The sequence below is a fragment of the Ensifer sp. 2TAB8 genome (assembly GCF_052115125.1).
GTDB lineage: Bacteria > Pseudomonadota > Alphaproteobacteria > Rhizobiales > Rhizobiaceae > Ensifer.
In genome coordinates, this window is record NZ_JBFRGB010000022.1 from 32,920 (window position 1) to 49,402 (window position 16,483).

At 60.8% G+C, this 16,483-nt stretch carries 11 protein-coding genes; 10 read left to right on the top strand and 1 reads right to left on the bottom strand.

The window, feature by feature from the left end; genetic code table 11:
• Positions 1 to 237 precede the first annotated feature (237 nt).
• The 9 genes from AB4Z53_RS27155 (at position 238) to exoR (ending at position 13,949) form a co-directional block, all read left to right on the top strand.
• Positions 238 to 2,712: a ComEC/Rec2 family competence protein gene (locus AB4Z53_RS27155; protein ID WP_441598722.1), complete on the top strand. Its 2,475-nt coding sequence runs from the start codon at positions 238 to 240 to the stop codon at positions 2,710 to 2,712.
• 188 nt (positions 2,713 to 2,900) lie between these two features.
• Positions 2,901 to 3,959 (top strand): tonB-system energizer ExbB, encoded by a 1,059-nt coding sequence (exbB, locus tag AB4Z53_RS27160; RefSeq protein ID WP_441598723.1) that lies wholly within the window; start codon positions 2,901 to 2,903, stop codon positions 3,957 to 3,959.
• Positions 3,960 to 3,962: 3 nt separating this feature from the next.
• Complete coding sequence (gene exbD, locus AB4Z53_RS27165) at positions 3,963 to 4,388, top strand: TonB system transport protein ExbD (protein ID WP_223727142.1); 426 nt, start codon at positions 3,963 to 3,965, stop codon at positions 4,386 to 4,388.
• 236 nt (positions 4,389 to 4,624) lie between these two features.
• Positions 4,625 to 5,290, top strand: coding sequence for a protein-L-isoaspartate O-methyltransferase family protein (locus AB4Z53_RS27170; protein WP_223727143.1), 666 nt, complete (start codon positions 4,625 to 4,627; stop codon positions 5,288 to 5,290).
• 287 nt (positions 5,291 to 5,577) lie between these two features.
• Positions 5,578 to 6,939 (top strand): TolC family outer membrane protein, encoded by a 1,362-nt coding sequence (locus AB4Z53_RS27175; RefSeq protein ID WP_113537637.1) that lies wholly within the window; start codon positions 5,578 to 5,580, stop codon positions 6,937 to 6,939.
• Positions 6,940 to 7,119: 180 nt separating this feature from the next.
• Positions 7,120 to 7,935, top strand: a complete 816-nt coding sequence (locus AB4Z53_RS27180) for a PopZ family protein (RefSeq protein WP_441598724.1) — start codon at positions 7,120 to 7,122, stop codon at positions 7,933 to 7,935.
• 122 nt (positions 7,936 to 8,057) lie between these two features.
• Entirely contained in the window at positions 8,058 to 10,898 is a 2,841-nt protein-coding gene (locus AB4Z53_RS27185; protein ID WP_441598725.1) for a valine--tRNA ligase, read from the top strand.
• A gap of 489 nt (positions 10,899 to 11,387) precedes the next feature.
• Positions 11,388 to 12,665: an outer membrane protein transport protein gene (locus AB4Z53_RS27190; protein ID WP_113537634.1), complete on the top strand. Its 1,278-nt coding sequence runs from the start codon at positions 11,388 to 11,390 to the stop codon at positions 12,663 to 12,665.
• Positions 12,666 to 13,142: 477 nt separating this feature from the next.
• A complete protein-coding gene (gene exoR / locus AB4Z53_RS27195; protein WP_441598726.1) occupies positions 13,143 to 13,949 on the top strand; it encodes an exopolysaccharide production regulator ExoR in 807 nt (268 codons plus the stop codon).
• Between the two features lie 65 nt (positions 13,950 to 14,014).
• Here the strand turns inward: exoR and xth are convergent, their stop codons facing one another.
• Positions 14,015 to 14,806 carry an exodeoxyribonuclease III gene (gene xth / locus AB4Z53_RS27200; protein WP_441598727.1) on the bottom strand — a complete coding sequence of 264 codons (792 nt, stop codon included), beginning with the start codon at positions 14,804 to 14,806 and terminating at the stop codon, positions 14,015 to 14,017.
• Positions 14,807 to 15,012: 206 nt separating this feature from the next.
• Between xth and AB4Z53_RS27205 the strand changes: the two genes are divergently transcribed.
• Positions 15,013 to 16,476, top strand: a complete 1,464-nt coding sequence (locus AB4Z53_RS27205; RefSeq protein WP_441598728.1) for a phospholipase D-like domain-containing protein — start codon at positions 15,013 to 15,015, stop codon at positions 16,474 to 16,476.
• The last annotated feature ends 7 nt before the right edge of the window (positions 16,477 to 16,483 follow it).

Genomic DNA, 16,483 nt, shown 5'->3' on the forward strand with positions numbered 1-16,483 from the left:
TTTCGACTGCCAAGCTGTACGAAAGGCAAATTGTGCGATGCGAAAATGTGCATATGGCGACGCAACAATGGCATGTTACGGCAATAAGTCCAAGGAGATCAACAATCTCGTCGGATGATGGTGCGGTACCATTCTATATAGGATTGCCGCTTTTTTCAGCAGATAGCGCCTCGGTTGCGGTTATGTGCCTTTGGTTGCATGATCGAGCGCGTATTCGGGGGAAAGAGCGCTGACGCAATGAGCGATACTGATATGCGGCAGGCTTTGCACGACGCGGAGCGCGGCAGCTTCATGTTGCCCGGCTCCGATGCTGCCACCGCCGTTGCGGTCTTTGCTCCCAATGTGCCGCGCAGCCTGATGTCGACACAGGTGCGCCGCGGTATCTCCAGGCTCTCGGCGCATCTCAGCCCGCGCACCATCAAGGCATCGATCGCCTCGGCAATCGAAGAAGAACGCGCATATGGTCACGGATTTGTGTTGATCCCGGTGCTGCTCATCTTCGGGGTCCTTACCTGGCTGTCGCTCCCGTTTGATGTCGGAATTGTCAAACTTGCACTGCTGCTTTGCATTTTCAGCATGGCAGCAATGGTATGTATCGGAAAATTTGCACGGCTACGGGCGCCGTTGATCGCGGCGGCACTGTTTACCGCAGGAATGCTGCTGATCGCGGTCGACACCGTCCGCACCGACACGGTCGTCCTCGATGCACCGGTGACGACAAATGTGCGCGGCGTGGTGTTCTCACGCGAACAGGACGACAAAGGTCAATGGCGCTATGGGGTTGATGTTCAACAGACGACCGAGCCGCGCTTGCGCCGACAGCCGACGAAGGTCACGCTGGTGGCGCGCGGGCGCGAAGATCCGCTGCCGATAGGTGCGACCATTGAGGGCAGGGCGCGGTTGTCGCCGCCGTCCGGCCCGGCGCTACCGGGTTTGAACGACTTCGCGTTTGACAGCTACTTCAAAGGCATCGGTGCAGTCGGGTTCTTCTACGGCGCGCCGAAGGGCGGGGAAGCCCTTGCGACAGGGGAGACGGAGGCAAGTTCTCCCTCGTCCTTGGCAACCAGGATCGCCTCAATGCGCGAGGCCGTCGGAGAACGCATCCGTGCCGCGATCGGCGGCGACACCGGGGCGCTTGCGGCAGCGCTGGTCACCGCGGAAGAGCGAGCCATCAGCCGTGAGACCGTCGAGGTATTGCGGCAGTCCGGGCTGGCGCATGTGCTGGCGATCTCCGGCCTCAACATGGCACTTGCCGCCGGAACCTTCCTGATCGGCGCGCGCACTGTGCTCAGTATGATCCCTGGCCTGGCGCATCGTGTGGCGATCAAGAAGGTCGCGGCGACCGGCGCGCTGCTGATGGTCTGCACGTACATTCTTATCTCCGGTGGAGCCGTGTCGGCATTGCGCGCCTGGATCATGATTTCCATCATGCTCATGGCCGTGTTTTTCGACCGCATGTCGATCAGCCTGCGCAACGTCGCACTGGCGGCGATCGTCATCGTCGCCATAACGCCGTCTGCGGTTGCCGGGCCGGGTTTCCAGATGTCGTTTGCGGCGACCCTTGCGCTCGTTGCCGGCTATGCGCGCTGGCGCGAGCGACGGGAGACAGCGATGCCGGCGGCGGAGAGGCAGCGTAAGGGAAGGGGCTTGGTCACCGGCGTGATCGCCGGTGTCGTCATCACCTCGCTGATCGGTGGTTTGGCGACGTCGGTCTATTCGATCGCCTATTTCCACCGGTTGCCGGCATACGGTCTGCTCGCCAACGTTCTCACCATGCCCGTGATCAGCATCGTGATCATGCCGTTCGGCCTGTTCGCAATGCTCCTGATGCCCTTCGGGCTTGAGCATTATCCATTGTTGGCCATGGCGTGGGGCCTCGACCGGATGCTCGACATCGCCCGTTTCGTGGTCACTCTCGATGGCGAGATTGTCACGGGTCGTATCGGGCATATTGGCTTCGTGCTGATTGCCGCAGGTGGTGTCCTCATCTGTGTATTGCGGAGTTGGCTGGCCCTGTCGGGCGCCGTCCTGATCTTCGTAGGCCTCGTCAGCCTCCCGCTGGAGCGCGACCGTCTGCCCGACGTTGTGATTTCGGAGGATGGCCGCCTCATCGGTCTCGTCGTGAACGACGCGATCGCGACCAACAGGGTGCGCCCGTCGGACTTTTTGTTCTCGCAATGGCAGCGGGCTCTCGCGTTGGAAAACCACCTCAAGCCGGCGATGCTTCCGATGCCGGAGGCAGGTGACCCTTATCCGGCTACGGAGCGGGCCGGGAAGAGTGCTCCGCCGCTCGACCAGGAAAAAGTGACTGCGATCCGTGCGGATCTGTCCTCGGCGATCGAGGCGACCGCTGCAGGGATCTTCATCTGCCGGGAAAAACAATGGTGTGCGGCGCGTAATGCTTACGGCTGGACGATCGTTGCGCTCGAGAACCCGCGCCTTTTTCCGGCCTTGTGTGACCAGGCCGATCTCGTGGTGACCGCAGCCCGGGTCGACAGCGCGAAATGCCCGACCGCTCGCGCCCGTATCGTGAACGCGCAGACGTTGCGTCGCACCGGTGCAATCGAAGTTCGAGCGCAGCCGGGTGCGGGGCAAACGTCGGCTGGAATGCAATTTCGCACCTCATTCACCGCGCTTTCCCGTCCTTGGGAACGCCACCGCACCTATGACTGGCGGACCGGTAGTTTTGCCGAAGGTCAGCCAGCCCTTTGACGCGGTCGCGGCGCGTCTTCACCGGCGTAGACGGTTGCGAAATAATTCTTGATTGATAAACTCCACAAATCCTTGTCATTGCGCTCCCCTTTGCGTAAACAGCCGAAAAAGCACGTTAGGGATGTGGTGGGTGACGACAAATCCCTTCGCTCTCAATTGACGAAACGGACCAGTACGTGAGGAAGAAGATGCCGAACCGAGCCCGATCGACGATCAATCTGCTGGCCGCCGCAATGCTGGGCCTGTCATCGGCTGCATTGCCTGCGGTTGCGTTCGCTCAGTCCGCAAGTGAAGGCGCATCGTCAGCCCCGGTCACGAGCGGCACTCAGGTCACGGTCACAGGATCGCCGGCGCCGGTCGCTGAAGGCCAGACGGTCGGCAGCGCACCGGTAAACCAGGCGCCCCCGATCACGCAGGTGCAGCCCGCAACACAGGCAGCCTCTCCTGAGGCCACCCCCGTTTCTGTCGACGGCGCTTCGACTGACGGTGCGGCGAACCCAGTGCTGCCGCACGACCTGTCGCCGATCGGCATGTTCATGGCGGCCGACCTGGTCGTCAAAAGCGTGATGGTTGGCCTTGCGTTGGCGTCCATTGCCACCTGGGCGATCTTCCTGGTGAAGGCGCTTGAACTCCTTGGCGCCAAGGCGCGCCTCACGCGGGCGGTCCGCCTCCTGTCCGTCGCCAACGGCCTTGCTGACGTCAAGAACGCATTCGATGGGAAGTCGGGCCCGGCACCGGAGATGGTGGCTGCGGCGATCGACGAAATGGTACGTTCGGAGGCCGTCGTCGACCATGCGCCTGCAAGCGGCATCAAGGAGCGCGTGTCTTCGCTGTTGACCCGCATCGAGGTCCGCGCCGGAAAGCGCATGACTGGTGGCACCGGCATTCTGGCCTCGATCGGTTCGGTCGGTCCGTTCGTAGGCCTGTTCGGCACGGTATGGGGGATCATGAATTCCTTCATCGGCATCAGCAAGGCGCAGACGACGAATCTCGCGATCGTCGCGCCCGGTATTGCCGAAGCGCTGCTGGCAACCGCCATCGGCCTTGTGGCGGCCATTCCCGCAGTCATCATCTATAACTATTTTGCCCGCGCCGTTGGTGGCTACAAGGTGGTCCTGGCCGATGCTGCCGCCGCTGTGGAAYGGCTCGTCAGCCGTGACCTCGACCATCGTCTGGTCCGCAAGGCGCAGCCCCGCCGACAGGAAGGCTTCGTCCATGCGGAAACGACCATCGCAAGGATCGGGTGACCCATGGCCGGAAAAGTCAGCCAAGGCGGCGGCGATCTCGACGAGAACAGTGAAATCAACGTCACGCCCTTCATCGACGTCATGCTCGTGCTGCTGATCATATTCATGGTGGCGGCGCCGCTCGCCACGGTGGACATGAAAGTGGACCTGCCGCAATCGGCGGCAAAACCTGCGCCGCGCGACGAAAAGCCGGTCTTCGTGACCTTGAAGGCCGATCTGGCGCTGGCGATCGGCAATGAAGAAACGGCCCGTGAGGCCTTCGCCGACGAATTGAAGCGTCTGACCGAGGGCAATACCGAGACGCGCGTTCTGCTTCGGGCCGACAAGGCCGTGGACTACGGCGAACTGATGACGGTCATGAACCTCATCCAGAATGCCGGCTATACCAAGATCGCCCTCGTGGGCCTGGAAGGCGCACCCGGGCGCTGACGTCGCCCGCGGCCCATGTCAGCGCAATGCGTCGCGCCGGGACCGCGCGCCGCCACCTTGATCGATCAAGGCTCTTCTTCCCCGATTTTCCGGCGCAATTTGCCGCTGTCGCTTGAATCCCGCGGGGCGGCGATTTAAGAGCTTACGTTAAAGGCTTTCCGTTGAGAGCCACAAGACGATCGCGCGGGCTTCTCCGAAAAGCGGCGCCGCGCCTATCCGGATACGAGGGCACTAGCATGAATTTCGAAGCAGCGCGCACCAAGATGGTGGACAACCAGATCCGGACGACGGATGTGACGTCCCACTCGATCTTGTCCGCCTTCCTCACCGTGCCGCGCGAGGAATTCGTGCCCGCGAAGATGAAGGAACTCGCCTATATCGACACCGACATCGCGCTTGACGGCACGAACGGCGGAGCGCCGCGCTTCCTGATGGAACCGTCGCCGCTCGCCAAGCTGCTGCAGCTGGCCGAGATCGCCAAGTCCGACGTCGTGCTCGAGATCGGCTGCGGCACCGGCTACGCTTCGGCGATCCTGTCGCTGGTCGCCGGCTCGGTCGTCGCGCTCGAAAGCGATGAGGGTCTTGCCGCCACCGCGACCGAAACGCTGGCGCGTCTCGGCTATGACAATATCGCGGTTGTCACTGGCGAACTCGAGAAGGGTTACGCCGCCGAAGCGCCTTACGACGTCATCTTCGTTCACGGTGCAGTGGAGGTCTTGCCTGCGGGTCTTTTCCAGCAGTTGCGCGATGGAGGACGTCTCGTCGTGGTCGAAGGATTTGGCAACGCTTCTCGCGCTAAACTCTATGTGCACGAGCACGGAAAAACCTCCGAGCGTGCCGACTTCAACACTGCGGTGAAACCGCTTCCCGGTTTCCGCCGCGCGCAGGAATTTGTTTTTTGAGGTCCCGCTTATTGAGGGATATCAACATTTGAATGCACCGCTAAAATAACAATGTTGCCAATTTGCAACGGGGCACTTGTTTCTTTTTGAAATGCCTGCGCAGAGTAGGGTTGCGCAGTTGTCGGAATCTGGAATCCGGGTTTCAAAGAGTGCTGTGGTAGTGATTTGCTCACCTGTGGGCGGTGTGAGCGCTTCATCGCCGTGTCTAGGCAGTGCCGTTTTGTAACGAGGACAGCGCTGCGGGAAATAGAGGGCAGGCTCTGCCGCCCCGATCGGAGAGAGAAGTAATGGTGTCGATTGTCCGCAAAGCGGCCCTGTGGGCCGCCGTTTCGACGAGTGTACTGGTTGCCCCGCACGCAGTACTGGCCGAGACGATCTTCGGTGCAATGGCCAAAGCCTACGCAAACAACCCGGATCTGAACGCTGCACGTGCGGGTCTGCGCGCAACCGACGAGAGCGTGCCGATCGCCAAGTCTGGCTTTCGCCCCCAAGTCGCGGCTTTCGCCAATGGGACGCTTTCGACCATCGACCGGGCGGACGGATCTCGGGATCTCCATCAGGGACAGGTCGGCGTATCCATAACGCAGATGGTCTTTGATGGCTTTCAGACGCTGAACAATGTTCGCGCGGCCGAGTCGAACGTGTTTGCCACCCGCGAATCGCTGCTTGCCAACGAGATGCAGATCTTGCTCTCGGCAGCGACCATCTACTCCAATATCGCGCGCGATCAGCAGCTGGTCTCGATCCGCAAGCAGAACATCGCCTTCCTGCAGGAGCAGGTGAACGCCGCCAAGGCACGCCTTGACGTAGGTGAAGGCACCCGCACGGACGTGAGCCTTGCCGAGGCCTCGCTTGCCAACGCGCAATCGCAGCTCATCGTTGCCGTGGCGCAGTTGAAGCAGAGTGAAGCGACTTATGTTCGGATCGTCGGCGACTTGCCGAAGGCCATCAAGCAGGCGTCTCCGGCATCCAAGAACCTGCCGCGCACGCTCGATCAGGCCGTCGCAAGTGGCCTGCGTGATCATCCGACCATCCTCGCAGCACAGTACTCGGTTGATTCGGCCGGATACCAGGTGAAGTCGGCAGAGGGAACGATGCTGCCCGGCGTGACGCTTCAGGGGCAGGTCGGCCGCACGGCCGGCAATGTTACCGAAGACAACAATACGTCGAGCATTACGGCTCGCCTCGAGGTGCCGATCTATCAGGGTGGCCTCGAGTACGGTCAGATCCGGCAGGCGAAGGAACGCCTCGGACAACAGCGCATTTTGGTTGATTCGGCCCGAGCATCGATTCAGGAAACGATTGTCTCGGCATATGCTCAGCTTGAGGCGGCGATCGCACGCATTTCCGCCAACAAGGCGCAGATCTCTGCCGCCAAGCTGGCATTGGATGGCGTCATTGAAGAGCGCAAGGTCGGCCAGCGCACGACCCTCGACGTTCTCGATTCGCAGCAGGACGTGCTGCAGGCGCAGGAACTCCTGGCGCTCGCGCAGCGCGATGCGGTCGTCGCGAGCTATACCTTGCTTGCAGCTTCGGCGAGGCTGACCGTGAAGAGCCAGGGTTTGCAGGTGGCCGAATATCGCTCCGAAGAACATTACGAGGCCGTCAAGGACAAATGGTTCGGTCTTCGAACCGTCGACGGTCGCTAAAGAAAACGCCCCGGTCTCCCCGGGGCGTTTCTATTTTTGGCCCTGAAAACAAATCTGTGCAAGAATCTGGGTGGCTGATTCGTGGCGTATGTTTCGTCCGCGAACTCACATAAGGTTTCTCGGAAATCGGCGCATGTCCTGTTTTGAAACACATGCCGGCCGCGTCAAACGGGGATAGAAATGGCACAGCTCAATGTCGCGCGTGAACCTTCGATGGATGAGATCCTGGCATCCATTCGCAAGATCATCGAGAGCAACGAGCCTGGCCAGGCCGGGCTATCGCCGCAGGAGCGTTTCGAGGACGAATCGGGCGACGAGATCGAGCTGACGATCGACAGCGAGATCGAGACACTCGCCTTTGCCCAGCGCGAAGAGCCGATCGAAACATCGAGGCCTACTCCGGCGGCGCCGGCCGTAGAACTTTCCATCGTTTCATCCGAGACGAGCACGGTGGCGGCGCAGCCGCCGCTTTCGCTGGCCGATGTCGCAGCACGCGTTCGCGCGGCTTCGGAGCGGCACTCCACGGGCTTTGCCCCGCGTGAGGGCCAGCCGATTACACCGGCGCCTGCGATTCAGGACAGTCCGGTTGTCACGTCGCGCATGGCCGCCGTCTCTGCGCCCAAGGCTCCGGCCGCGCAGCCCGTCCTGGCCGCCGAAGTACACGAGGCGGTGGAAGCCGCCGCGGCCCCCGAGCCGGTGGAGATCCGCGACAGCGTCGAATCGCCCGCGCTGGCCGCGGTACCGGTGATCGAAACGGTGGTGCCCGAGAAGGCGATCGCCGCCATCGTTTCTCCGGAAGTCGGCCGGAAGGTCGCGCGGTCCTTCGACAATCTCGCTGTCGCGGTCGATCAGGGTGCGAGGCGTTCGTTTGACGAAATTGCTCAGGAAATGTTGCGGCCGATGTTGCAGGAATGGCTGGACGACAATCTGCCGACACTCGTCGAACGGCTGGTTCGCGAGGAAATCGAGCGCGTTGCCCGCGGGCCGCGTCGCTGAAATTCTGGTCTTTTGATGCAGGAGGCCGCGGCGAACGTCGCGGCTTTTTGCGTTCGTGTTGACTTGCACCGGCCGTTCCGGTTTACAAGACACAGACATCACTCTCCAAAATTGGCTCCAAAATGCTTGATAAGACCTACGATTCCGCATCCGTCGACCCGCGTATCGCCAAGAAGTGGGACGAAGAAAACGCGTTTCGTGCAGGCGCGGGTGCCAAGCCCGGCGCCGATAGCTTCTGCATCGTGATCCCGCCGCCGAACGTGACCGGTTCGCTGCACATGGGCCACGCGCTCAACAACACGCTTCAGGACGTCATGGTTCGCTTCGAACGCATGCGCGGCAAGGACGTGCTGTGGCAGCCGGGCATGGACCATGCCGGTATCGCGACCCAGATGGTCGTCGAGCGCAGGCTGATGGAAACCCAGCAGCACCGTCGGCAGATGGGTCGCGAGGCCTTCATTGAGAAGGTCTGGGAGTGGAAGGCCGAATCCGGCGGTTTGATCTTCAACCAGTTGAAGCGGCTTGGCGCATCCTGCGACTGGTCGCGTGAGCGCTTCACCATGGACGATGGCCTCTCGGAAGCCGTCCTGGAGGTCTTTGTTTCGCTCTACAAGGAAGGGCTGATCTACAAGGACAAGCGCCTGGTCAACTGGGACCCGAAGCTCTTGACGGCGATCTCCGACCTCGAGGTCGAGCAGCACGAGATCAACGGCAATCTCTGGTATCTGCGCTATCCGCTCGAGCCGGGTGTTACCTATGAACATCCGGTCGCCTTCGATGAGGAAGGCAAGGCGACCGAATGGGAGAAGCGCGACTATCTGGTCGTCGCGACCACCCGTCCGGAAACGATGCTCGGAGACAGTGGTATTGCCGTCAACCCGGACGACGAGCGCTACAAGCCGCTCCTCGGCAAGCATGTCATCCTGCCGATCGTTGGCCGGCGCATACCCGTTGTCGCCGACAGCTATGCGGATCCGACGGCCGGCACCGGTGCGGTCAAGATCACGCCTGCACACGACTTCAACGACTTCGAGGTTGGCAAGCGTGCAGGCCTGCGCGCGATCAACATCATGACGATCGACGGACGCGTCACCATCAAGGACAACGAGGAATTCCTTGAAGGGCTTTCCGACCCCGCTGCTCTCCATGGTGCGTGGGACGAGCTCGACGGCAAGGACCGGTTCGAGGCGCGCAAGATCATTGTCAGGATCTTCGAAGAGGCTGGCCTGCTGGACAAGATCGAGCCGCACAGGCACATGGTCCCGCATGGGGACCGTGGCGGCGTGCCGATCGAGCCGCGCCTGACGGAACAATGGTACGTCGACGCCAAGACGCTCGCGAAGCCCGCGATTGCCGCGGTCAAGGAAGGCCGCACGAACTTCGTTCCGAAGAACTGGGAGAAGACCTACTTCGAATGGATGGAAAACATCCAGCCCTGGTGCGTCTCGCGTCAGCTCTGGTGGGGGCACCAGATCCCGGCCTGGTACGGCCCGGACGGTCAGGTCTTCGTCGAGAAGACCGAGGAAGAGGCGCTGCACGCGGCGATCCAACACTATATCGCCCATGAAGGCCCGATGAAGGCCTATGTCGAGGACCTGCTTGAGAACTTCAAGCCGGGCGAAATCCTGACGCGCGACGAAGACGTGCTCGACACCTGGTTCTCGTCGGCACTCTGGCCGTTCTCCACGCTCGGCTGGCCGAACGAGACGCCGGAGCTGGAGAAGTACTATCAGACCGACGTTCTGGTGACCGGCTTCGACATCATCTTCTTCTGGGTCGCCCGCATGATGATGATGGGCCTGCACTTCATGAAGGATGCCGACGGCACCCCGGTCGAGCCGTTCCATACGGTCTACGTCCACGCGCTCGTTCGCGACAAGAACGGCCAGAAGATGTCGAAGTCGAAGGGCAACGTCATCGACCCGCTCGAACTCATCGACGAGTATGGAGCTGACGCGCTGCGCTTCACGCTGGCGATCATGGCTGCCCAGGGCCGCGACGTGAAGCTCGACCCCGCTCGTATCGCCGGCTACCGCAACTTCGGCACGAAGCTCTGGAACGCGACGCGTTTTGCCCAGATGAACGGCGTGGTCGACAGCGAAGGCTTCATCCCGGAGGCCGCTTCGCTCACCATCAATCGCTGGATCCTGACGGAACTCTCGCGCACCATCCGTGACGTCACCGAGGCGATCGAGGCCTACCGTTTCAACGAGGCGGCCGGCAGCCTCTACCGCTTCGTCTGGAATCAGTTCTGCGACTGGTACCTTGAGCTGCTGAAGCCGGTCTTTAACGGCGAGGACGAGGCGGCCAAGCGCGAGTCGCAGGCCTGTGTCGCCTATGTTCTCGATGAGATCTACAAGCTGCTGCATCCGTTCATGCCGTTCATGACCGAAGAGCTCTGGGCGCAGACAGCCGGCGAGGGCCGCGAGCGTGACACGCTGTTATGCCACGCCGAATGGCCGGCGGCTTCCTATGCCGATGACGCGGCGGCAGACGAGATCAACTGGCTGATCGATCTCGTGTCGGGCATCCGCTCCGTTCGTTCCGAGATGAACGTTCCGCCGGCCGCGACCGCGCCGCTGATCGTCGTCGGGGCGAACAACCTGACACGCGAACGCCTGCAGCAGCATGCTCCGGCAATCGCGCGCCTGGCCCGTGTCGAACACATCGACTATTCGACTGTCGCTCCGCGCGGCAGCGCCCAGATCGTCGTGGGCGAGGYGACCGCGTGTCTGCCGCTTGGCAACCTGATCGACCTCTCCGCCGAGAAGTCGCGCCTGGAGAAGGCGATCGCCAAGGTGGATGCGGAGCGCGAGCGTATTCTTGGCAAGCTGGCCAATGAAAAGTTTGTCGCGAACGCCAAGCCGGAGCTGGTGGAAGCCGAGCGCGAGCGCCTGGTGGAACTCGATCTTCAGAAAGAATCGCTCGGCGTTGCTCTTACCCGCGTGGCGGAAGCGGGCTAGGAAGCACGCTAAGGGTGCAACCGCGCAGGGCTTGAACGGCCAAGGAAATCAAAAAATCCGCGACAGCAATGTCGCGGATTTTATATTTTAGTATCATTGGATATACTTGCGTGCGCGAGCTTGGCGATCGAATCGCTGAGCTGAATACTGTTGGCCGCTCATGAAATCGCTGGGCATGCGCAAGCGGAGTTTCAACGGCCATTTTTGTTGATCTCCAGCAAAAACCAATATTGTTGTCTCCGCGACACAGCTTTCGCGAGTGTTGGAAGTTTATCCTATTTTATTGGCTTATTTACCTATTTGCCGAAATATCATTTCGGAAATGTGCGAATGTGTCTAAATCATGAGAATCTTACGTAAATTACGTGACGCATAGTGCCGCACCACCTCTGCCCCTGGCATTTGCGATTTCACATGTTCGTGAGAATACTTTCGCCACACGCGGCATGAGGTGGAATGCCGCAGATTGCAGTGCAGGGGAGGAGCTTAATGGCTCACATGAATTTTAAGCGTGGTGTCCTGACCGTGGCGGCTGGTTTGCTGCTTGCGTCAGCGGCCCACGCCGGCGGTCTTGAGCGCGGTGGTTACAACATCGACCTGCTGTTCGACCCGTCGGACTATGCTGGTGAAGCTTCGGCAACCTATGTCAATCCGCAGCGAGAGTTGAAGAACGTCCGCGATACAGACACCGCAAACACCGACATCATTGGCGGAACGTTTGGCGGCGGCAACTTGAATTACCGTCCGAACTCGGCCGACGACACGGAGGGCTATTGGGTGCCTCGCGTCGGTATCAAGGCATCGCTCGGCGACGCCTTTGACTGTATGGCGGACTATTCTCAGCCGTGGGGCGCGCATACTAATCCCGGCCAGAACTGGGCCGGCGCTAACAACAACATCGAAACGAAGGTGGATAGCGACAACTACGCTGCTACTTGCTCCTACAAATGGGACATGGGTCCGGGCCAGTTCCGCATTATCGGTGGTGTTTTCTACCAGGAGGTCAGCGGTTTCAAGGAGCGGCTGGTACAAGATTATACGGGTACCCCGTTTGCGGGCGTATTTTCAGGTATCGGCAGGCTTGAGCTCGAAGGAAATGGCTGGGGTTGGCGCGCGGGTGCTGCCTACGAAATTCCTGAGTATGCCGTTCGGGCCAGCCTCGTTTACAACAGCTCCGTAGACCTCGACAACCTTTCCGGTTTTATCGACCTCCGTCAGTTGGGCTTCGTCGTTCCAGGCGTAGGCGTTGTGACCGGCACGAAGTACGATGTAAATGGCTCGGCCTCGATGCCGGATTCGCTGGAACTCAAGCTCCAGAGCGGCATCGCTCCGGATTGGGCGGCATTCGGCTCGATCAAGTGGACGGACTGGAGCCAGCTTCAGGTTTTGAAGTTCTGCCCGGCAACTGTATCGCGCACCACACCGTGCACAAGTCTTGATCTGCTCTATCGCGATGGCTGGACCATCAGCGGCGGTATCGGTCACAAGTTCAATGATCAATGGAGCGGTGCCGTCAGCCTGACCTGGGATCGCGGTACTAGTCACGGTTACGGAACGCAAACCGACACATGGATGCTGGGCACCGGCGTATCCTACACACCGACCGAGCATGTCGAGTTCCGTCTTGCTGGCGCCGTTGGCATTCTGACGGGCGGCAGTTCGGGCGCAGTTAATTTTCAAGGTGACGTCATTGGCGACGACGTCTCCTACGATTTCGGTGACGATTTTGTCGGAGCGATCTCGACTTCGCTCAAGGTTAAGTTCTGATCCTTCGTTGATCTGATTGTTAAAGGGGCCCGGTTTCAGCCGGGCCTTTCTTTTGGTGTGGAGCCATTTAACCAAGTGCCTGCACCGTCCGCCAATGTGACGATTCAGCAACACATTTAATGCTAGAGTTTGCTAGCATCGGACTCGTCCCGGCTATGTCCATTTCCCGCCACAAACAGGGAGCAGCGATAGTAGGGACAGACCTGCAACCGTGAAAACGAAACCTGCGGTGTTTGATGCGAAGTGAAACTTGGACTGTCGATGTCCGTGTCAGATGTGGCCTCCGGCACCCTTGTGCAAGTGGTCGAATGAAATGGTCTTTTCGGCGCGGTTGTCGAAGTTTCGTTTTGGAATGGATGCGTCGATGTGGTCGGCGGATTTGGTGAAGTTTTGGACGGCGGCGGGTCGTCCGGGCGTTTGTGTTTGCAGCGGTGATGAGTTCGGCGTGGCCGGCTGGAACGGAAGAATTAGACTGTGATGCTTGCGGGTGAACTAAAGTCACTGAAGGTTGCGATACTCGGCGTGTCGCTGGCGGTCTGCGGGACCATCGCCATGCCGGCCCTTGCCTTTGATCCGGGGGCAGGCGTCTCGAAAGAATCCGGTCCCTTTGCTCTCTTCAAATTCGGCTTTTCGGCCTACAAGAACGGCCGCAAGGACGAGGCCATCGAAGCCTACAAATACGCGGCGGAGAAGGGGCATACCGGCTCCCGCTGGGCGCTGGCCAACATGTATGCCTATGGCGACGGCGTCGCCGAAAACGACCTCGAAGCCTTCAAGATCTACAGCGAGATCGCCCAGCAGGGTGTGGAGCCGGGCTCCGAAGATACCGGCTATTTCGTCAACGCGTTGATTTCTCTTGCTGGCTACTACCGGCGCGGCATTCCCGACAGCCCGATCAAGTCAGATATGGCCCAGGCGCGGCAACTCTATTTCCAGGCGGCGTCGACCTTCGGCGTTGCTGAGGCGCAGTTCCAGCTTGCGCGCATGTTGCTCTCGGGCGAGGGTGGCAGCGTCAACGTTCAGCAGGCAAAGAAGTGGCTGAACCGCGCCCGCAAAAGCGGACATGCCGGCGCCATGGGTGTGTTCGGCAACGTAATTTTCCAGGAAGGCCAGACCATTCGCGGTCTCGCCTTTATGACGGCCGCTCTCGACCAGTGTTCGCCGAAGGATCGGCCCTGGATGCAGTCGATGCAGGAGCAGGCATTCTCGCTGGCGAGCGAGGACGACCGGCGCACGGCAATCGCTCTGTCGCAAAATCTGCACATGCAAGGCGATGACGACTGAGACCTGCGCGCGATAAGCCTTAAGCCAACGCGGCCGGGACAAACGACAAGCTGCAGTTCCGCGCCTCAGGCCGCGGCGAAGGCAAATTCACCGATAACAGGAACGTGGTCCGAGGGCTTTTCCCAGGCGCGGACATGCTTGTCGATCGACGTCGAAACCAGACGATCGGCCGCTTCCGGCGAAAGCATCAGATGATCGATGCGAATGCCGAAATTCTTGGGCCAGCAGCCGGCCTGATAATCCCAGAACGTGTAGAGCGGGACCGCGTCCGAGGTTGCCCGGACAGCATCGATGAAGCCGAGATTGCGCAGGCGCCGAAATGCGGCGCGGGTCTCCGGCAGGAAGAGAGCGTCGTTCTGCCAGACCTTGATGTCCCAGCAGTCGTGCTCCTCCGGGATGACGTTGTAGTCGCCGGCCAGGATGAAGGGTTCTTCGAGCAGAAGGCGCTGCTCGGCGTAGGCGGTAAGCCGGCGCATCCAGGCGAGCTTGTAGGGGTACTTCTCGCTATCGACGGGATTGCCGTTCGGCAGGTAGAGCGAGCAGAYGCGGATTACGCCGCCTTCAACCGAGAACACGCCTTCGATGAAGCGCGATTGTTCGTCCGAATCGTCTCCGGGCAGGCCGCGGTTGACTTCGTCCGGGCGCAGCTTGGAGAGGAGGGCGACGCCGTTGAAGCCCTTCTGGCCGTGGGTCTCGACATGGTAGCCGAGCGCCTCGATCTCCAGACGCGGAAATCCGTCGTCGACGGACTTGATCTCCTGAAGGCAGACGATATCCGGATTGGCTTCCGTGAGCCATGCCAGGAGGCTGTCGATTCGCGCCTTGACGCCATTGATGTTCCAGGTGGCAATCTTCATGGCTCGAAACGCCCTTCCATACAGGTGAGTCCTTGCGGCCGGACTCTTCTAGCTGCTCCGGATTCTTTTGACAAATCCGATACCTGCGGGCAATCGGGCCTTATGGCTGAGCTGCAACGACGGCGTGCGGCGCCGCGCGCGGTTTATACGGTATAGGTGCGGACGCTCGAATTGATTCCGGTCCATGGCCGGCTATAGTCCGGCGCATGATCGATCTCTTGCAGAATTACTGGCCGCATATCCTGGCGCTGCTGTCCTTCGCGCTCGGTATCCCGGCCGCCATTCACGCGGCCATGACCAAAGACGACGTACGCGCCGCCGCGGGTTGGGTCGGTGTCGTTCTGCTCTCGCCGATCGTCGGGGCGCTGCTGTATGCCGTTGCCGGCATCAACCGTATCCGCCGCTCCTCCATCGGCTCGCAGCGCGCGCTGCTGCGCGGGCACGGCCCCGATCAGTTCGGCCGATTCGATATCTCCGAAACGGACATCAGTGGACGTTTCGGCAATCGTTTCGCCGCGATGAAGATACTCGGGGACCGCGTTTCCAGGCATCGCATGTGCTCCGGCAACAGCATCGATGTGCTGGCAGGTGGAGACGCTGCCTATGCGGCCATGCTGGCGGCCATCGCCGCAGCGCAGCGCAGCATCCTGATCGAGAGCTATATCTTCGATCGCGACGTGATCGGCCTGCGTTTCGCCGATGCCCTGATCGCCGCGGTCGCGCGGGGCGTCGAAGTCCGCGTGCTGATTGACGCAGTCGGGGCACGCTATTCCGTCCCCAGCATTGTCGGTCACCTGAAAACGGCCGGCATTCCGACGGCGGTCTTCAACGGCAATATCATCATGGGGTTGAGGTTGCCCTATGCCAATCTCCGCACGCACCGGAAGATTCTCGTGGTCGATGGCAGCGTTGCCTTCGCCGGCGGCATGAATATCCGCGCCGGCTTTACGAGTGAAATCCCCGGCGAGGAGCCGTCCCTCGACACCCACTTTCGGGTAACAGGGCCGGTTGTCGCCGACATCTTTCAGGTTGCGGCGGAAGACTGGCAGTTTTCCAGCGGTGAGATGCTGGTGGGCGCCGCCTGGGCGCTCGAAGAAATGACGCTGCCGGCAGAAATGCCGTCCGTGCTGATGCGCGCAATACCCTCAGGGCCGGACGCGACGAACGAAACCAATCACAAGATGCTGATGGGCGCGTTTTCGGTGGCGCGAAAGAACATCCGCGTGATGTCGCCCTATTTCCTTCCGGACCGTGAGTTGATCAGCGCGTTGGTGACGGCAGCGCGCCGGGGCGTCGAGGTCGACATCATCGTGCCCGCAGTCAACAACCTGCTTCTGGTCGATCGCGCAATGACCGCGCAGTTCGATCAGGTGTTGAAGGGGCATTGTCGGATCTGGCGTGCCGAGGGTGTGTTCAACCACTCGAAGCTTCTGGTCGTGGACGAGCGCTGGGCCTATGTCGGATCGACCAACCTCGATCCGCGCTCCTTGCGGCTCAACTTCGAGTTCGACCTCGAAGTGCTGGACGATGGTTTCGCGCATACGATCAGCGGCATGATATCGGATGTCCTGGCCTCGGCCGAACCGGTCACGCTCGAAGCGCTGCGCGCCAAGCCACTCGTCGACCGATTGGCGAACCGTGTACTCTGGCTGGGGTCGCCGTATCTCTGACGGCGAC